This is a genomic window from Streptomyces sp. NPDC026394, from assembly GCF_055567735.1.
Map to the genome: position 1 here is coordinate 666,648 of NZ_JBVHPX010000002.1, position 13,683 is coordinate 680,330.

Genomic DNA, 13,683 nt, shown 5'->3' on the forward strand with positions numbered 1-13,683 from the left:
GGGGGGCACGGCGGGCCGGGCGGGCACGGGTCGGGCGGCCAGCCGGGGCACAGTACGGCGGGCCACAACCAGCCGGTGCACAGCCAGGCCACCGCGCTCGCGCCGACAGAGCCGGGCAAACCGGAATCCGACGCCTACGCGCCGCGGCTTCCGGAACAGCCCGCCGGGCGGCCGGCCGGCCGCCCGGTGCTGCCCAGTCAGCGGGAGCGCCCCGTAGGGTGAGGCGTATGAACGATCGCATGGTGTGGATCGACTGCGAGATGACCGGGCTCTCGCTGGCGAACGACGCGCTCATCGAGGTGGCCGCCCTGGTCACCGACTCGGAGCTGAATGTCCTGGGCGACGGGGTGGACATCGTGATCCGCCCCCCGGCCGAGGCCCTGACCACCATGCCCGAGGTCGTGCGCCAGATGCACACCTCCTCCGGGCTGCTGGCCGAGCTGGACAGTGGCACCACGCTGGAGGACGCACAGGAACAGGTGCTCCAGTACCTCAAGCAGCACGTACCGGAACCCGGCCGGGCACCGCTGTGCGGCAACTCCGTCGGCACCGACCGGGGCTTCCTGCTCCGCGACATGCCGGAGCTGGAGAGCCACCTGCACTACCGGATCGTGGATGTGTCGTCCGTGAAGGAACTGGCCCGGCGCTGGTACCCGAGGGCGTACTTCAACAGTCCGGAGAAGAACGGGAACCACCGGGCGCTGGCGGACATCCGTGAATCCATCGCGGAACTCCGCTACTACCGGGAGGCGGTCTTCGTGCCGCAGCCCGGCCCGGACTCGGACACCGCGAAGGAGATCGCGGCCAGGCACGTCCTGCCCGCGGACCCGGAGTGACGCAGCTCGCTCCCGGCCTGACCCAAAGCCGGGAGCGAGCACCCCTCCAGACCCTGTACACTTTTTCTCAGCCGGTGGGGAACAAGACACCACACAGCACCGGTCATGGTGGGTATAGCTCAGCTGGTAGAGCACCTGGTTGTGGTCCAGGATGTCGCGGGTTCAAGTCCCGTTACTCACCCCAAACGATCAAGGCCCGACCTGCGAAAGTAGGCCGGGCCTTGGTCGTTCTCCCGTTCACGGGAACACCACGGGAACACAACCGCCCCGAACAGCCGTACATTCACGACATGGCGAGCATCGTGGAACGCCCCATGAAGGGCGGCACCATCACGTATCAGGTGAAGTGGCGCAAGGGCGGTGCACGCGCGGCTCCTGGCCAATCGGAGAAGTTCAGGGACCTCGAGAGCGCCGAGACCTTCAAGAAGCTCGTAGACGCCCACGGGCAGCACTGGCCGCCCGGCTGGGTCCGCGGCAAGGGATTCGTCGAGCCGGACACCCACCCCGATGACGTGCCGTGGGTCACATGGGCGGAACGGTACGTCGACCGTCTCACCGGCATAGACGATCGGACCCGTGACGACTACCGCCGCGAGGTCCGTATCCACCTCTCACTGCTCCAGCACACGCAGCATTCCGGCGAAGTCGTGCCAGCGACGGTCTGCAACGTGACGGCGGACGACGTGGCCGACTGGGTCCGCGCTGAGGAGAAAGGGCAGCCAGACCCGGCCGACCTCTCAAAGTGGGAGCGGAGGCCGGCCGACCCGAAGAGTGTCCGGAATCGTCACGGTCTCCTTTTCTGCGCCTTCCAGGCTGCGATAGAGGCCAAGCCGCCGCTTCGCACCGACAACCCCTGCAAAGGCACGCGCCTCCCCCGCGTCGACGATCACGTCGACGAGGAGATGTGCTTCCTGGAGCGCGACGAGTACCAGCGCATAGCCGCGGAGATCACCGACCCGGACGCGCGGGACCTCGCTGACTGGCTCGTCGGCACCGGGATGCGGTGGGGTGAGGCGACCGCCCTACAGGTCCGGGACCTGAACCTGTCCGCCTCCCCGCCCACCGCCACGGTCCACCGGGCGTGGAAGAAGGCGAAGAAGGGCAGCGACCGCGCGTTCTACCTCGGCCCGCCCAAGACCAAGAAGGCTCGTCGCGTCATCGCCCTGACGGCCGCGCAGGCGGACACGGCGCGGCGGCTGGCCTCGGGGCAGCCGCCCGAAGGGTTCGTGTTCCGGGCAGCGATGGGCGGCGCGTGGCGGCACGCGAATTTCTACAACCGGAAGTGGTTGCCCGCGGTGAAGGCGGCCGTCGCCAAGGGTCTGCCGCGGCGGCCGCGGCTGCATGACCTCCGGCACACGCACGTGGCGTGGCTGATCGCCGCGCGGATTCCGCTTCCGGCGATCCAGGTCCGGCTGGGGCATGAGTCGATCAGTACGACCGTGGACCGGTACGGGCACCTGGTGCGTGAACTCGACGAGGAGATCACTGCTGCGGTCGAGGCCGCGCTCACGGTGCCGGCGCCCGCACCGGCTTTCACAGTGGTGCCCGCGATTTAGGAAGCTGCGCGGTGGGGCGGCTCCTGCTGGTCACCGCCCCACTGCTGCCCCCAGAGGCCATGGCCTGCGAGGTGCCGCAGATGCCGGTTGGCCTCCTCGACGGCTTCTTCGGTTATCTGCCCAGGAGCGAAGGCCCAGATCAGCTCACCCTCGCGCTCGAAGGGGACGACGAGTTCCCCCTCGGGTACGAGGGGCGAGATTACGACGCGCACGTTCGGATTACTGCTGACACGGTCAGTCACAAGACCCCCTGCGCCGCGGGCACTACCAGCCAAAATAGATCACTCGTTCGATCGGGCCGGATGTGCAGGCTATCGAACCATCACGCCCCCCAGGCGGATGAATCATGGTCCCATTTCGGACAGGGGTGAACCACCCCTCAGGCCCAAGTGTGACTGTGCGTAGCAATCAAGGCCAAAGATCACTGCTCGTCGCGTGGCGCACTTTCGAACGCAGCGATAAAGCGCGCCAGTTGATCACGCTGTTCGGCCGACAATCGCTCGGCGTGCGCAACGAGCGCCCGCGCCTCACCTGACTCACTCCACACGGACGTGATCCCGAGGAACTGCGCGCCGGCCGCGTCCTGGAGGCGACCGAGCGGGATGTCGAGGGCGGCGGACAAGGCTGTCAGCTCGGGGACTTGAGGGGGAATCACGGACTTCCGCTTTTCCAGCCTCTCCAGCCATCCGCGCTTGATGATCGGCTTCCCGTCCGGGCCTGCGTTACCAGGGTGATCCTCGACCGCGCGCAGACTCAACCGGAGCGTGGCGCGGCGATTGCGCACCAGGTCGGACAGATCCGTCCGTGTGTATGTGTCGTCCTGTTCGACCATGGTGGTCATCCTGCCACTCCGTGTGGGGGTCGGGCGCTCGGGGTGTCCATGTTGCTGCTGATGATTCCGCGACATTTCGGCAGGTCGCGGCGTCGCTATGACTCACCATCTGGACAGAGTGTCCACGCCGAAGGGCGGCGCAGGGTAGGGCGTACCGCGAATTTGACCTGAAGGAATCCCGTTGTCCATCTCGATGGACAAGCCGTCCAAGCTGTGCGATGCTCGTCGTGTCCAAACAGATGGACACCACGCCCCAGGAGGTGGACATGACCTCGCGTGACCCCTTGTACCGGCTGCTGGACGCCGACCTGCTGCGGCGCCTCATGCAACGCACCGGGTCGGGTCAGCGCATCACCGTCCGTGAGCTGGCTATGCGCAGTGGATGTGCCAGGGGCACCGTCGGCAACCTGCTGAGCGGCGCCCAGGCATGCATCCCTGGCCCCACCGCTCACACCCTGTGCCACACCATCGGCGTCGACGTGCTCGTCCTCTTCACGCCGGTTGGGCGATCTGTCCCGGTACCGACTACTGAGAACACGCCATCGGCCATACGGACCGCGGTATGAGCACGCGCCGCTACACGTATCCCGAGGCCGCGGAAGTGCTCCGCGTCGAGGAGCGATGGTTGCGCCGCAACATCAACGATCTCCCGCACACGCGCAAAGGCAGGGTCGTCACCTTCACGGACGACGACCTCGACCGCATCGACGCCATGCACCACCACGAGCCCACGGCCGGCCCGCTTGCGGCCGTCCCGTCGGTTCCGGCGTCGCCCGTGGCGCACCCGTTGGCGGCGCTGAAGCCGCTTCCGGCTCGCCGCTGATCTTCCCACGAGTGAGTCGGGGCCGCACCGGATGCACCCCGGATACGACCCCTCGGCTCACCTCACCCACTCACCTACCGAGAGATGAGGCTCCCCGTGAGCACCCAGATTACGTCCCCGCCGGACGCTGCCGAGGTGCAGCGCCGCGGGCACATGGCCGCCTTGGCGGTCACCGAGCGGGTAATCGGGCTCAGCCCGATCGTCCCCACCACGGTCACCGTGGAATGCGCCCCCTACGCCCCGGAGGAGCCGGGCGTGGAGGCGCACTTCCACCGGTCGGCCGAGGGCGTGGAGGCGCTGGCGCAGGCGCTCGGCGTGACGGCGAAGACCACTCCGTTCGGTCCCGACGACCGGCGTCCGTACGTGGAGATGCACTCGGTCGTGGCCGGGGTGCCAGTGAGGGCGTGGACCCTGCTGGACATCCCGATCCCGGTCATCGAGATGCCGGAGCCGTACGCCTGCGCGTGGTGCGGTATTCCGCGGCTCTCGCACGGCATTCAGTACATGTGGGGAGTCGGTGGTCACGGGTGGGTGCGGCCGTCTGACGCGCAGATCCTGGCCCGTATGGAGGCGCGCCGCGCCGCCCGCCGAGGGGGTGTCGGCCGTGGCTGAGACGGCGACGCCCGTTGACGGGCCGTTCCGTGTCTCCGTCGAGCGCATCCCCGCCGGGGTCACGCTGGACCTGCGCCCCTTCGTCGAGGCCGTGCTCGTCGAGCTGGTCACCGAGCACGCTGACGCGCTCGCCGACATCCTCGCCGAGCAGGCCGAGCCGCGTCCGTACGACGGTCACCGGCCCGAGTCCCTGCTCGTCGAGCGTCTGCTCGCCGAGGTGTCCACGCGGCTGCCGGTGTACGGGCGGCAGTGCGTGGCGCTGGCGGACAGCATCCGGGCTGCGGCCGGTCTGCGGGGTGCGGCGTGAGTGCCCGTACCTACCGCGACGGTGCGCACGTCATGTGCGGGCACTGCCGCCTGATCTTCGAGACGCTGACGCCCGAGACCGCGCGCATGTACCCCGATCTGCGGGAAAAGTTCGAGGTCGGCGAGCCGCTGTGCTGCGACGCTGCGGCGGCGGATTGGCGGGCCGAGCGTGGCCGGTCGGGCGGTGCGGCATGAGCGCCCGCCCCCTCTCCCCTGAGTTGCGCGCCGCGCTGGCAGCCCACCTCGGGAACGCGCAGTCGGCCCGCGCCGACCTCGTCCTCCAGCTCGGCGAGTGCATCACCAACGTGCGCGAGCACGAGCACCCGAAGTGGGAGGACCTGTACTGCCTGAACCTCGTCTCTTACATGGGCGAGCGGATGGCGCCGGTCCTTCGTCGGCTGGTCGATGCCGAGACCACGGCCGAGCGCTACCGCATCGCCTGGGGCATGGCCCGCACTCGCGCACTCTCCGCTGGCGGGGCGGCCGACCGGTACGCCGCTCGGGCTCGGGAGTTGCAGACGGCCGTACAGGACATGGTCGGCGCGTCGCTCGCTGTGCAGATGGAGCGCAACGAGCTGCGGGCGCGTGTCGCCGAGCTGGAGCAGCAGGCCACCACCCGCTCCGAGGAGCTGCGCAAGGCCGCCGCCGCCCTGCGGCGCGGCAACACGAACTGGACGGACGACACGGCTGCGGTTGTGGTCGATGAAGTCGCCGAGTGGCTGGACCGCCGCGCCGACGAGGCCGGGAAGGACACCCGCAAGGGCGAGTCCACCCGCGCCGCGTCGCCGTGGCAGCGCGCCGTCGATGGCCTCAACGCCCTCGTCGGCGCGGGCATCCCGGTGCACATCGAGCCGGACGGCCACATCGCCAACCCCGCCGGGGACGAGCACATCGAGTGGGACCGTACCGCGCAGCGCTGGCGGCTCGTGCTCGACGGCGAGGCCGAGAGGGGCGCCCAGCCGGTCACCGAATGGCAGCTCACCACGGGCAACATCGCCGAGGTCGACGAGTGGCTGGACGAGGCCGGCACGTTCGCCAAGCCGTACGTCGAGTCCGTTGCCGGTCGCCTGACCGTCGTTGGGATTCGCGTCGGCCTCCGCCCGGACCACGTCGTCGCCCGCTTCGGGGACACCCTCGTCCGGCACGCCGACGGCACCCACACCGTCCGCCACGCAGAGGGCGGTGACGCGGATGCCTGAGACCGCGCAGGCCGGGGCCACCACGGCCCCGGCCGCCGGTCGGCGGATCACCCCCACCGGCCGCCTCATCCTCCCCGCCACCGCCGACCGCACCACATGGCTCACCGCTCGCCGCTCCGGCCTCGGCTCCGCCGACATCGCCGCCATCCTCGGCATCTCCCGCTACGGCAACGCCTTGTCCGTGTACCACGACAAGACGGGCGGCCTGCCGCTGGAGAGCGACGACTCTGAACCCGCCCTCTGGGGCCGAGCGTTCGAGGAGACGGTCGCCCGCGAGTGGGCCCGCCGCAACCGCAGCGTGGTCCGCCGCGTCGGCCTCGTCGCCAACATCACCCGCCCGTGGCAGATGTGCACCCTCGACCGGCGCGTCCTCGAATGCCCCCTCGCCGACGGCCGCGAGAAGTGCGCCGTCGAGATCAAGTGCCGCGACAAGATGAAGGCGCCCGCCTTCCGCGCAGGCGTCGCCGACGACGTGCTCGCCCAGACGCTCTGGCAGGCCGACGTGTGCGGCTTCGACCACGTCCACGCCGCGGTACTGATCGGCGGGAACGACTACAGGCAGTACGTCATCCGGGTCGCCGACCACGCCGACCTCATCGACGACCTGCGCGCCGCCGGCGCCCGTGCCTGGGAACAGATCCAGACCCGGCGCCCGCCGGTCCTCGCCGACGACGCCGACCCCGATGTCCTGCTCGACCTGTACGACCGGCTGCACCCGGACCGCTCCGGCGCGATCGACATCACCCGCGATGTCGACACGCAGGACGCGGTGGCGGCCTACCTCGACGCGCACAACGACGAGGCCGAGGCCAAGGCCCGGAAGAAGACGGCCAAGGCCCGCATCGTCAGCGCGCTCGGCGACGCCGCCGAGGCGGTGGTCCTCGACCGGACTTTCGTCCGTCTCGACGAGACCAGCCGCGAGCACTGCGACACCCGCCGCCTCGCCGAGTGCTGGCCCGAGGCGTACGCCGACTGCGTCGAAGACCGCCCCAGCCGCCGCCTGACCATCCCCCGCGTGATCCGTGAGGAGCACAACGCATGACCACCCTTGCTGAGCGCGCGGCGGCTGCGGCCGGCCGCGCCACCGACGCCCCGTCGATCCCGTCCGACGACGCGTCGTCGACGCCCGTCGAGCCGTACGTCCCGGCGCCGGACCCGATGGCCGCCTACGAACCGGGCGACACGGACCCGGAGATGGTGCCCGTGCACCTCGCGTGGCTCCGCGTCCGCCGCGATGTCCGCGCCATCGCGAAGAAGGAGCAGTACAACGGCGGCGGCACCCGCTTCTCCTTCCGTGGCGTCGACACCGTCGTCAACACCTTCGGCCCCGTGACGCTGCGGCACGGCGTCAGCGTCTTCCCCGTCGACGTGGACGCGGAGCACCGCGACACCACCTCGGCCAAGGGCAGCAAGATGCGCGAGTGCACCGTGACCGTGTCGTGGATGGTCATGGGCCCGAAGGGCGACACGCTCCCGGCCCTGCTGAAGACCCGCGGTGAGGCGCTGGACTCCGCGGACAAGGGCACCGCCAAGGCGCAGTCCGTTGCGCTGCGCGTGCTGCTCCTGACCGGCGGCCTCACCCCCACCCACGACACGGACCCCGACGCCTCGCACGTCGAGCGGGGCGAAGCGCCGCCGCGTACGGCCGCCTCGTACCGAGACGAGATTCTGGAACCGGGCACCTCCCGGCAGCGCCTCGCGCAGATCAACTACGAGATCAAGCAGGTCGGTCTGTACGACACGCAGGTCGTCAACGAGGTCGGCGAGGAGGAGCCGCTCGGCGCCTTCCTGTACCGCGTCGGCCAGGAGCGCATCCAGGGCGGTGCCGCATGAGTTGGCACCTCGGCCGCCTGTGCGGCTTCGACCTGGAAACCACCGGCCCCGACCCCGAAACCGCCCGGATCGTCACCGCCTGCGTCGTCCAGTGCGGCGGCGGCCAGCCCACCCAGTCCGCCACGTGGCTGACCGACGTGGACGGCCACGAGATCCCCGACGAGGCCGCCGCGATCCATGGCGTCACCACCGAGCGGGCCCGCGCCGAGGGCGTCGCCCTGCGCGCGGCCGTCGAGCAGATCCTCGACGCCCTCGGCCAGGTCGTACTGGCCGGGGTGCCGATCGTCGCGATGAACGCGCGGTACGACTTCACCGTCCTCGACCGCGAGGCGCGGCGGTACGGGATGAAGCCGCTCGTTGATGGCCTCGGTGGGCTGCGGGTCCTTGACCCGTTCGTCATCGACAAGCAGGTCGACCGCTACCGCCGCGGCAGCCGCAAGCTCACCGCGCTCTGCGAGCACTACGCCGTGCCGCTCGACGGCGCGCACTCCGCCGACGCTGACGCCATCGCCGCGTGCCGTGTCGCCTGGCGGCAGGGAACCCAGTACGCGCAGCTCGCCGCGATGTCGCTGGATGAGCTGTACACGGCGCAGGTGGCGTGGGCCGCCGAGCAGGCCGCCAGCCTTCAGGAGTACTTCCGCCGGAAGGACCCGGCCGCGGTCGTCCAGGGCGCGTGGCCCGTCGTCCCGCACCAGCGCGCGGGAGGCGACCAGTGATCACCGCCCTCGCCTGTCTGCTCGCCGCGGTGCCGGGCGCGCTGTTCGCCGCTGGCGTCGACCGCGTCCTCCGGCCGGCGCCCGCCGCGCCGGTCCGGGCCGCGCACGCCCGCGCCGCGGCGGCGCGGTTCGAGGAGATCCCGCCCGGCGCCCGCTGGCTCGCCTGCGACACCACCACGTGCGGCCACCTCACCACCCGCCACGTGCCGGACGGCGACGCGTACCGCTGCGCCGAGTGCAAGACCCGCAAGGGAGCGCAGCAGTGACCGCGCTGTTCGACGCCGCCCCAGCCGCCACCCCGGCGGCCGGGCCCCGGCCCCGGCCGTACCGCGTCGCCGGACTCGACATCAGCCTCACCGGCACCGGCATCGCCACCGCCGGCGGCACCGTCCGCATCCCCACCAAAGGCCGCCGGAAGGACTCGATCGCCGAACGGCACGCCCGCCTGCGCTACATCACCACCCGCGTCCTCGACGAGGTCGGCACCGTCGACCTCGCCTGCGTCGAGGGCCCGTCCCACGGCTCCATGGGGCAGGCCGGGCACCACGACCTGTCCGGGCTGTGGTGGCGGATCGTCGGGGCGCTCGTCGAGCGGGAGATCCCCGTTGCGGTGATCCCGCCCATGTCCCGCGCCAAGTACGCGACGGGCGAGGGCAACTCGCGCAAGGCCGTCGTCCTGGACGCCGCGCAGCGCCGGTACGGCGCCATCCTCCCCACCGACGACGAAGCCGACGCCCTCATCCTCCGCGCCATGGGACTCCACCACCTCGGCCAGCCGCTCGCCGAGGTGCCGGACGGGCACCGCGCGGCGCTCGCCGGGTGCCAGTGGCCCGACCTCGGACCGATCCCGTGATCGCCGTGACGGGCGCGCTGTTCGTCGACCTCGGCGAGGGCCGCGAGGACCGCCGCACCGGCCACGTTCGCTGGAGCCGCCCGCCGCGGGCCCGGTACGAGTGCCTGCTCTGCCACGCCACCGAGGGCCCGGTCACCGGCCCGCACGAGGTCGCCCGTTTCGTCGCCACGGTCCGCTCCAGCCACCGAGCCACCTGCACCACTGCTGACCGAAAGGAAGCTGCCTGATGACCAGGCGCGCGGCACCCGACGGCACCACCCAGTGCCCCGCCTGCCGCGCGCCCATCCTCCGGCAACTCGTCGGGCACCGGGCAGCCCTCACCGTCACCGCCGACCTCCGGCCCCTCGCCCCCGCCGAGCAGGCCGCCGCCCGCACCCCGAACCGCCTCATCTGGTGCCTCTACCGAGCCGGCCCTCACACGCCGCCCCGGCTCCGCTGGATCGACCGCTGGCACCCCGCCGACTGCCCCCACCCCCACGTGACCGAGCACCACTGCCCCGGCCCCGCCCGGCAGCACCCGCTGTTCTGAACCAAGGAGCACCGTGGACAACGTCCGCCGCATCCCACCGCGCAGCAACGCGGTCAACGACGAGGCACCTGATGCCCTCGCGCGGACACCCCACGACGCGGAGGCCGAGAACCTAGTAGCGGGCGCCATCATGCACAGCGCGCAGGCGTACACCGACTGCGCGCAGGTCATCGGCCGAGACGACATCTACCAGCCCGCCATCCGGCTCATCTGGGACACCGTGGCTGGCATGGTCGCCGCGGGACAAGACCCTCACCCCGTCCTCGTACGCGCGGAGATCGACAAGCTCGGCCAGCTCCGCCTCGTCGACGGTGGCGCCCTCATCGACCGTCTCGGCACCGAGTACATCACCGCGGCCATGGCGCCCTCGTTCGCCGAGCGCATCGCCGAGACCGCCCGCGAACGCCGTTACGACGAGCACTCAACCGCGCTGAAGGCCGCCGTACTTCGCAAGGCAACCGGCGACGAACTCGCCGAGATCGTCGCCTCCTTCCAGCAGACCGAGCAGCTGCGCGAGTCCACCGGCCACGGCCCGAGCCACCTCACTGCTGCCCTCCTCGACTGGGACGCCTTCTTCGTCACCGACTTCGGCGCCGTCCAGCTCCTGCCTGGCAAGCTCATCGGGCCCGGCCAACAGATCACCGTCGTCGGCGACGGCAAGGCCGGCAAGTCCCTCTTCGTCCAGGAGTGGATGTGGCGCATGGCCACCGGCCAACCCTTCCTCGGCGACGCCCCGCAGCCGCCCGTACGGGTCCTGTACCTCGACGCCGAGAACGGCCAGGAGCAGGTACAGGAGCGTTTCCTCAGCTTCGGCGGCGGCCTCGGCCGCATGGGCGAACTGCGCTACGCCAGCTTCCCGCCCGTACGTCCCCTCGACACCGCCGGCGGCGGCGTCGACCTGCTCGCCCTCGCCAAGGCCACCGCCGCCGAGGTCGTCGTCATCGACACCGTGTCCCGCTTCATCTCCGGCCCCGAGAACGACGCCGACACCTGGCTGTCCCTCTACCGACACACCCTGCTTCCCCTCAAGCGGGCTCGCATCGCCTCTGTCCGCCTCGACCACTTCGGTAAGGACAGGGAGCGCGGCGGCCGAGGCTCCTCCGCCAAGACGCAGGACGTAGACCACGTGTGGGAACTGTCCGCTCAGGGCGGCGGCTCTCTCACCCTCAAGCGCACCCACACCCGCACCGGCATAGGGCCCGACCACTTCGCCCTCCTGCGCCAGGCCCGCCGCGACGGCGACAACTGGGCCCCCGGCGGCACCCGCCACGTCCTCATGACGTGGGAGGAGGAGCCCACCGGCCTCGCCACCGTGCCCGGCACCGTCGAGCACATCATCGCCACCCTCGACGCCGCCGGCGTGCCGAACGACGCAGGCAACCGCATCGCCCGCCAGACCCTCGCCGACCGCGGCGTCCCCGGCGGCAACGAGAAGGTCGCCGAAGCCGTCCGCCGCCGCAAAGCACGGGCCACCACGCCCGCCCCAGACGTTTCCGGAGAGCGTTCCGGAGCCCCCACGCAGCAACGTTTCCCGGAAACGTTTCCCGGAACGCACCCCCGGAACGGCGAAACCGCAGGTCAACCGTTTCCCGGAAACGTCGCGGAAACCCCCGGAACGCCCGCCGTTCCCCCCGTTCCTCCCTCCAAGGGAGGGAACGGGGCGGGAACACCGGAAACACCAGACGACAAGACCCCCCTGTGCACCATCTGCGAACTGCCCCTCACCGGCTACCGCCTCGACCGCGGCTACGACACACACCTCGCCTGCGACCCCACCACCGGCAGCCACCCCAACGGCCCCACCGACAACGCCCCCGCGCCCGAGGAGGACTGACCCATGACCACCACGCCACCCCTCGGCCGCACCCGCCCGGCCTGCTCCGGCGACGACCCCGAACTCTGGTTCTCTCCCTTGCCCGAGGACCGCGCCGCAGCCAAGGCAACGTGCCTCCGCTGCCCGCTGCGCCGCGCCTGCCTCACCACCGCCCTCGATTCGAAGGAGCGATTCGGCGTGTGGGGCGGCCTCGACGCCTCCGAGCGCCGCTGGCTCGCCGCCGACGACGCCCGGTGGGTGGACGACGAGGGCCGCCTCCGCCTCGCCTGCGGCACCGAGCCCGCCCTCCGCGCTCACGGCCGCTACGGCGAGACGTGCGAGACCTGCACGGCCGCCCACGCCGCGCGCGTCGAGGCGGCGCGCCGGGCGCAGTTGGCCGCGGCGCACGCGGCCGGCGGGACCGAGACCGGGTACCTGGTACACCGTCGCCTCGGCGAGACCGTGTGTCCCCGGTGCCTGGCCGCGCACCGCCGCGCCTCGAAGGAGCAGCGGCGTCGGCAGGCCGCCCGTGCGGCGCTGGCCGCCGACACGGCGCGGCTGGCGGTGGCGTCGTGAGCGCCCTCCGTACGGCCGTACGCGCTGTTCTGTGGCTCGGGGGACACAGGGCCCGTCGTGAGGCGCGTGAGGCCGCTGTGAGGGCGGAGAGGGCCGCGCGCCCCCGCTACCCGGCCGAGGCCGCGCCGCTGATCGCCGCGTGCTGTGAGACCTGGTGGCTCACCGCCGGCCGCCACCACGAACGCACCTGCCGCATCGTCAGCGCCGAGATCGACCAGTGACCAGCAGACACACCCACACCACCAAGCCGACCCCCACCACGACCCCGCCCACAGTCAGCGACGCGGCGGCGACCGCCTCACCCCACGAGCGCCCCTCGCCCGCCCGTCGGTACGCGGCCATCGCCGCCCATCCGCACACGAGCCACCCCGCCGCGAGCACCCATCGTCGACGCCTCATGCCGACCGGGTACCCGACTGCCAGGAGATCACTATGCCCGCTGATCCCGCCCGTGAGATCGTCCGCGCCGTCGACAGGCTGACGACGCAGGTCAGACGCCTCGCCGACGCCATAGCGACGCCCGTCACCGACGAGCCGACGACGCGCGCCGACGGCCGGATCACCTGCCCGACCTGCCGCTTCACCGGCGTGTGGGCGGGCGTCCCGCTGCACTGGTGGAACTGCCCCGACCGGCCGGCCCGGTCGCGTGGCGCGGACCCCGAGCAGCGGACACCCGCTGACTGCTCGACCACCGCGTTCCGCGACGCGCTGCTGGTGCTCCTGTCCCGCGCCAGCCGCGGCGTCCTCACCCCCGACGAGGGGCCCCTCCTCCGGCAGCACGTCGAGCACCTGCTCCGCGACCGCGACCACCTCGCCGCCGCGATCGACCGTGTGCAACAGGCGTGCCACGACCTCCCGTACGAGCACGTTCGGAGCGTCTGCACCGCCCTCGACGGGCCAACGACCGAGGCGTGTGTCCTGTGACGTCGAAGCTTCACTTTGCGGGAGACCTTGCGGGCTGAAGAGTTACCTTGCGGCGAGGGGCAGGGCCAGGGACGTGGTGCATGCGTTAGAGGCCCTGCCGGATGGTTCCGCCGGGCCGTGGACGGATGGGATCGATGCCGTGTACATCACCCCTGACGGGGCGAAGTCACGGCGCCCGCTGGCGGGCGCATGGGCGGTGCCGTTCGAGCACGCCTTGCGCTCAGCCCACTGGCCACAGCCGAAGCCGGGACGCCAGGCAGCGGCAAAGGACAAGC

At 71.4% G+C, this 13,683-nt stretch carries 21 protein-coding genes and 1 tRNA gene; 20 read left to right on the forward strand and 2 right to left on the reverse strand.

What is annotated here, in order from left to right; genetic code table 11:
* Positions 1-227 precede the first annotated feature (227 nt).
* The 3 genes from orn (at position 228) to ACZ4QV_RS06990 (ending at position 2,392) form a co-directional block, all read left to right on the forward strand.
* A complete protein-coding gene (gene orn / locus ACZ4QV_RS06980; RefSeq protein WP_030018887.1) occupies positions 228-836 on the forward strand; it encodes an oligoribonuclease in 609 nt (202 codons plus the stop codon).
* Between the two features lie 108 nt (positions 837-944).
* Positions 945-1,020 (forward strand) — tRNA-His (locus ACZ4QV_RS06985).
* A 106-nt stretch (positions 1,021-1,126) separates the two neighbouring features.
* The gene (locus tag ACZ4QV_RS06990; protein WP_467762653.1) at positions 1,127-2,392 is read left to right on the forward strand and encodes a tyrosine-type recombinase/integrase; all 1,266 of its coding nucleotides are present in this window, start codon (positions 1,127-1,129) and stop codon (positions 2,390-2,392) included.
* On the opposite strand, the gene ACZ4QV_RS06995 is transcribed toward ACZ4QV_RS06990, so the two are convergent.
* Together ACZ4QV_RS06995 and ACZ4QV_RS07000 are read right to left on the reverse strand one after the other, a co-directional pair.
* The gene (locus ACZ4QV_RS06995; RefSeq protein WP_361591990.1) at positions 2,389-2,604 is read right to left on the reverse strand and encodes a hypothetical protein; all 216 of its coding nucleotides are present in this window, start codon (positions 2,602-2,604) and stop codon (positions 2,389-2,391) included. The two genes, ACZ4QV_RS06990 and ACZ4QV_RS06995, sit on opposite strands and share 4 nt — an antisense overlap.
* Before the next feature lie 209 nt (positions 2,605-2,813).
* Positions 2,814-3,233, reverse strand: a complete 420-nt coding sequence (locus tag ACZ4QV_RS07000; protein WP_361591988.1) for an XRE family transcriptional regulator — start codon at positions 3,231-3,233, stop codon at positions 2,814-2,816.
* 218 nt (positions 3,234-3,451) lie between these two features.
* Between ACZ4QV_RS07000 and ACZ4QV_RS07005 the strand changes: the two genes are divergently transcribed.
* From ACZ4QV_RS07005 to ACZ4QV_RS07085, 17 genes are all read left to right on the forward strand, one after another.
* Positions 3,452-3,790 carry a hypothetical protein gene (locus tag ACZ4QV_RS07005; RefSeq protein WP_361591986.1) on the forward strand — a complete coding sequence of 113 codons (339 nt, stop codon included), beginning with the start codon at positions 3,452-3,454 and terminating at the stop codon, positions 3,788-3,790.
* Positions 3,787-4,047, forward strand: a complete 261-nt coding sequence (locus ACZ4QV_RS07010) for a helix-turn-helix domain-containing protein (protein ID WP_361591984.1) — start codon at positions 3,787-3,789, stop codon at positions 4,045-4,047. Before ACZ4QV_RS07005 ends, ACZ4QV_RS07010 begins: the two co-directional genes overlap by 4 nt.
* A gap of 96 nt (positions 4,048-4,143) precedes the next feature.
* Positions 4,144-4,659, forward strand: a complete 516-nt coding sequence (locus ACZ4QV_RS07015; protein WP_361591982.1) for a hypothetical protein — start codon at positions 4,144-4,146, stop codon at positions 4,657-4,659.
* Complete coding sequence (locus ACZ4QV_RS07020; RefSeq protein ID WP_361591980.1) at positions 4,652-4,966, forward strand: hypothetical protein; 315 nt, start codon at positions 4,652-4,654, stop codon at positions 4,964-4,966. Before ACZ4QV_RS07015 ends, ACZ4QV_RS07020 begins: the two co-directional genes overlap by 8 nt.
* Positions 4,963-5,160 carry a hypothetical protein gene (locus ACZ4QV_RS07025; RefSeq protein ID WP_361591978.1) on the forward strand — a complete coding sequence of 66 codons (198 nt, stop codon included), beginning with the start codon at positions 4,963-4,965 and terminating at the stop codon, positions 5,158-5,160. The genes ACZ4QV_RS07020 and ACZ4QV_RS07025 overlap by 4 nt, the downstream gene beginning before the upstream one ends.
* Complete coding sequence (locus tag ACZ4QV_RS07030; RefSeq protein ID WP_361591976.1) at positions 5,157-6,164, forward strand: hypothetical protein; 1,008 nt, start codon at positions 5,157-5,159, stop codon at positions 6,162-6,164. The genes ACZ4QV_RS07025 and ACZ4QV_RS07030 overlap by 4 nt, the downstream gene beginning before the upstream one ends.
* Complete coding sequence (locus ACZ4QV_RS07035) at positions 6,157-7,206, forward strand: YqaJ viral recombinase family nuclease (protein ID WP_361591974.1); 1,050 nt, start codon at positions 6,157-6,159, stop codon at positions 7,204-7,206. Before ACZ4QV_RS07030 ends, ACZ4QV_RS07035 begins: the two co-directional genes overlap by 8 nt.
* Positions 7,203-7,997, forward strand: a complete 795-nt coding sequence (locus tag ACZ4QV_RS07040; RefSeq protein ID WP_361591972.1) for an ERF family protein — start codon at positions 7,203-7,205, stop codon at positions 7,995-7,997. The genes ACZ4QV_RS07035 and ACZ4QV_RS07040 overlap by 4 nt, the downstream gene beginning before the upstream one ends.
* On the forward strand, positions 7,994-8,713 hold the full coding sequence (locus tag ACZ4QV_RS07045; protein ID WP_361591970.1) for a 3'-5' exonuclease: 720 nt from the start codon (positions 7,994-7,996) through the stop codon (positions 8,711-8,713). Before ACZ4QV_RS07040 ends, ACZ4QV_RS07045 begins: the two co-directional genes overlap by 4 nt.
* On the forward strand, positions 8,710-8,979 hold the full coding sequence (locus ACZ4QV_RS07050) for a hypothetical protein (RefSeq protein WP_361591968.1): 270 nt from the start codon (positions 8,710-8,712) through the stop codon (positions 8,977-8,979). Before ACZ4QV_RS07045 ends, ACZ4QV_RS07050 begins: the two co-directional genes overlap by 4 nt.
* Positions 8,976-9,566, forward strand: coding sequence for a hypothetical protein (locus ACZ4QV_RS07055; RefSeq protein WP_361591966.1), 591 nt, complete (start codon positions 8,976-8,978; stop codon positions 9,564-9,566). Before ACZ4QV_RS07050 ends, ACZ4QV_RS07055 begins: the two co-directional genes overlap by 4 nt.
* Positions 9,563-9,793 (forward strand): hypothetical protein, encoded by a 231-nt coding sequence (locus ACZ4QV_RS07060; RefSeq protein WP_361591964.1) that lies wholly within the window; start codon positions 9,563-9,565, stop codon positions 9,791-9,793. The genes ACZ4QV_RS07055 and ACZ4QV_RS07060 overlap by 4 nt, the downstream gene beginning before the upstream one ends.
* A complete protein-coding gene (locus ACZ4QV_RS07065; protein WP_361591962.1) occupies positions 9,793-10,095 on the forward strand; it encodes a hypothetical protein in 303 nt (100 codons plus the stop codon). Before ACZ4QV_RS07060 ends, ACZ4QV_RS07065 begins: the two co-directional genes overlap by 1 nt.
* 13 nt (positions 10,096-10,108) lie before the next feature.
* On the forward strand, positions 10,109-11,929 hold the full coding sequence (locus ACZ4QV_RS07070; protein ID WP_361591960.1) for an AAA family ATPase: 1,821 nt from the start codon (positions 10,109-10,111) through the stop codon (positions 11,927-11,929).
* Positions 11,930-11,932: 3 nt separating this feature from the next.
* On the forward strand, positions 11,933-12,484 hold the full coding sequence (locus tag ACZ4QV_RS07075) for a WhiB family transcriptional regulator (protein ID WP_361591958.1): 552 nt from the start codon (positions 11,933-11,935) through the stop codon (positions 12,482-12,484).
* A gap of 77 nt (positions 12,485-12,561) precedes the next feature.
* Positions 12,562-12,705 carry a hypothetical protein gene (locus ACZ4QV_RS07080; RefSeq protein ID WP_361591956.1) on the forward strand — a complete coding sequence of 48 codons (144 nt, stop codon included), beginning with the start codon at positions 12,562-12,564 and terminating at the stop codon, positions 12,703-12,705.
* Positions 12,706-12,916: 211 nt separating this feature from the next.
* Positions 12,917-13,408, forward strand: a complete 492-nt coding sequence (locus ACZ4QV_RS07085; RefSeq protein ID WP_361591954.1) for a hypothetical protein — start codon at positions 12,917-12,919, stop codon at positions 13,406-13,408.
* The last annotated feature ends 275 nt before the right edge of the window (positions 13,409-13,683 follow it).

Bases quoted from the DNA above. Each gene is read 5' to 3' on its own strand.
- ACZ4QV_RS07000 (WP_361591988.1), bottom strand. From the start codon at position 3,233: ATGACCACCATGGTCGAACAGGACGACACATACACACGGACGGATCTG.
- ACZ4QV_RS07010 (WP_361591984.1), top strand. From the start codon at position 3,787: ATGAGCACGCGCCGCTACACGTATCCCGAGGCCGCGGAAGTGCTCCGC.
- ACZ4QV_RS07075 (WP_361591958.1), top strand. From the start codon at position 11,933: ATGACCACCACGCCACCCCTCGGCCGCACCCGCCCGGCCTGCTCCGGC.
- orn (WP_030018887.1), top strand. From the start codon at position 228: ATGAACGATCGCATGGTGTGGATCGACTGCGAGATGACCGGGCTCTCG.
- ACZ4QV_RS07065 (WP_361591962.1), top strand. From the start codon at position 9,793: ATGACCAGGCGCGCGGCACCCGACGGCACCACCCAGTGCCCCGCCTGC.
- ACZ4QV_RS06990 (WP_467762653.1), top strand. From the start codon at position 1,127: ATGGCGAGCATCGTGGAACGCCCCATGAAGGGCGGCACCATCACGTAT.
- ACZ4QV_RS07045 (WP_361591970.1), top strand. From the start codon at position 7,994: ATGAGTTGGCACCTCGGCCGCCTGTGCGGCTTCGACCTGGAAACCACC.
- ACZ4QV_RS07035 (WP_361591974.1), top strand. From the start codon at position 6,157: ATGCCTGAGACCGCGCAGGCCGGGGCCACCACGGCCCCGGCCGCCGGT.
- ACZ4QV_RS07085 (WP_361591954.1), top strand. From the start codon at position 12,917: ATGCCCGCTGATCCCGCCCGTGAGATCGTCCGCGCCGTCGACAGGCTG.
- ACZ4QV_RS07030 (WP_361591976.1), top strand. From the start codon at position 5,157: ATGAGCGCCCGCCCCCTCTCCCCTGAGTTGCGCGCCGCGCTGGCAGCC.
- ACZ4QV_RS07040 (WP_361591972.1), top strand. From the start codon at position 7,203: ATGACCACCCTTGCTGAGCGCGCGGCGGCTGCGGCCGGCCGCGCCACC.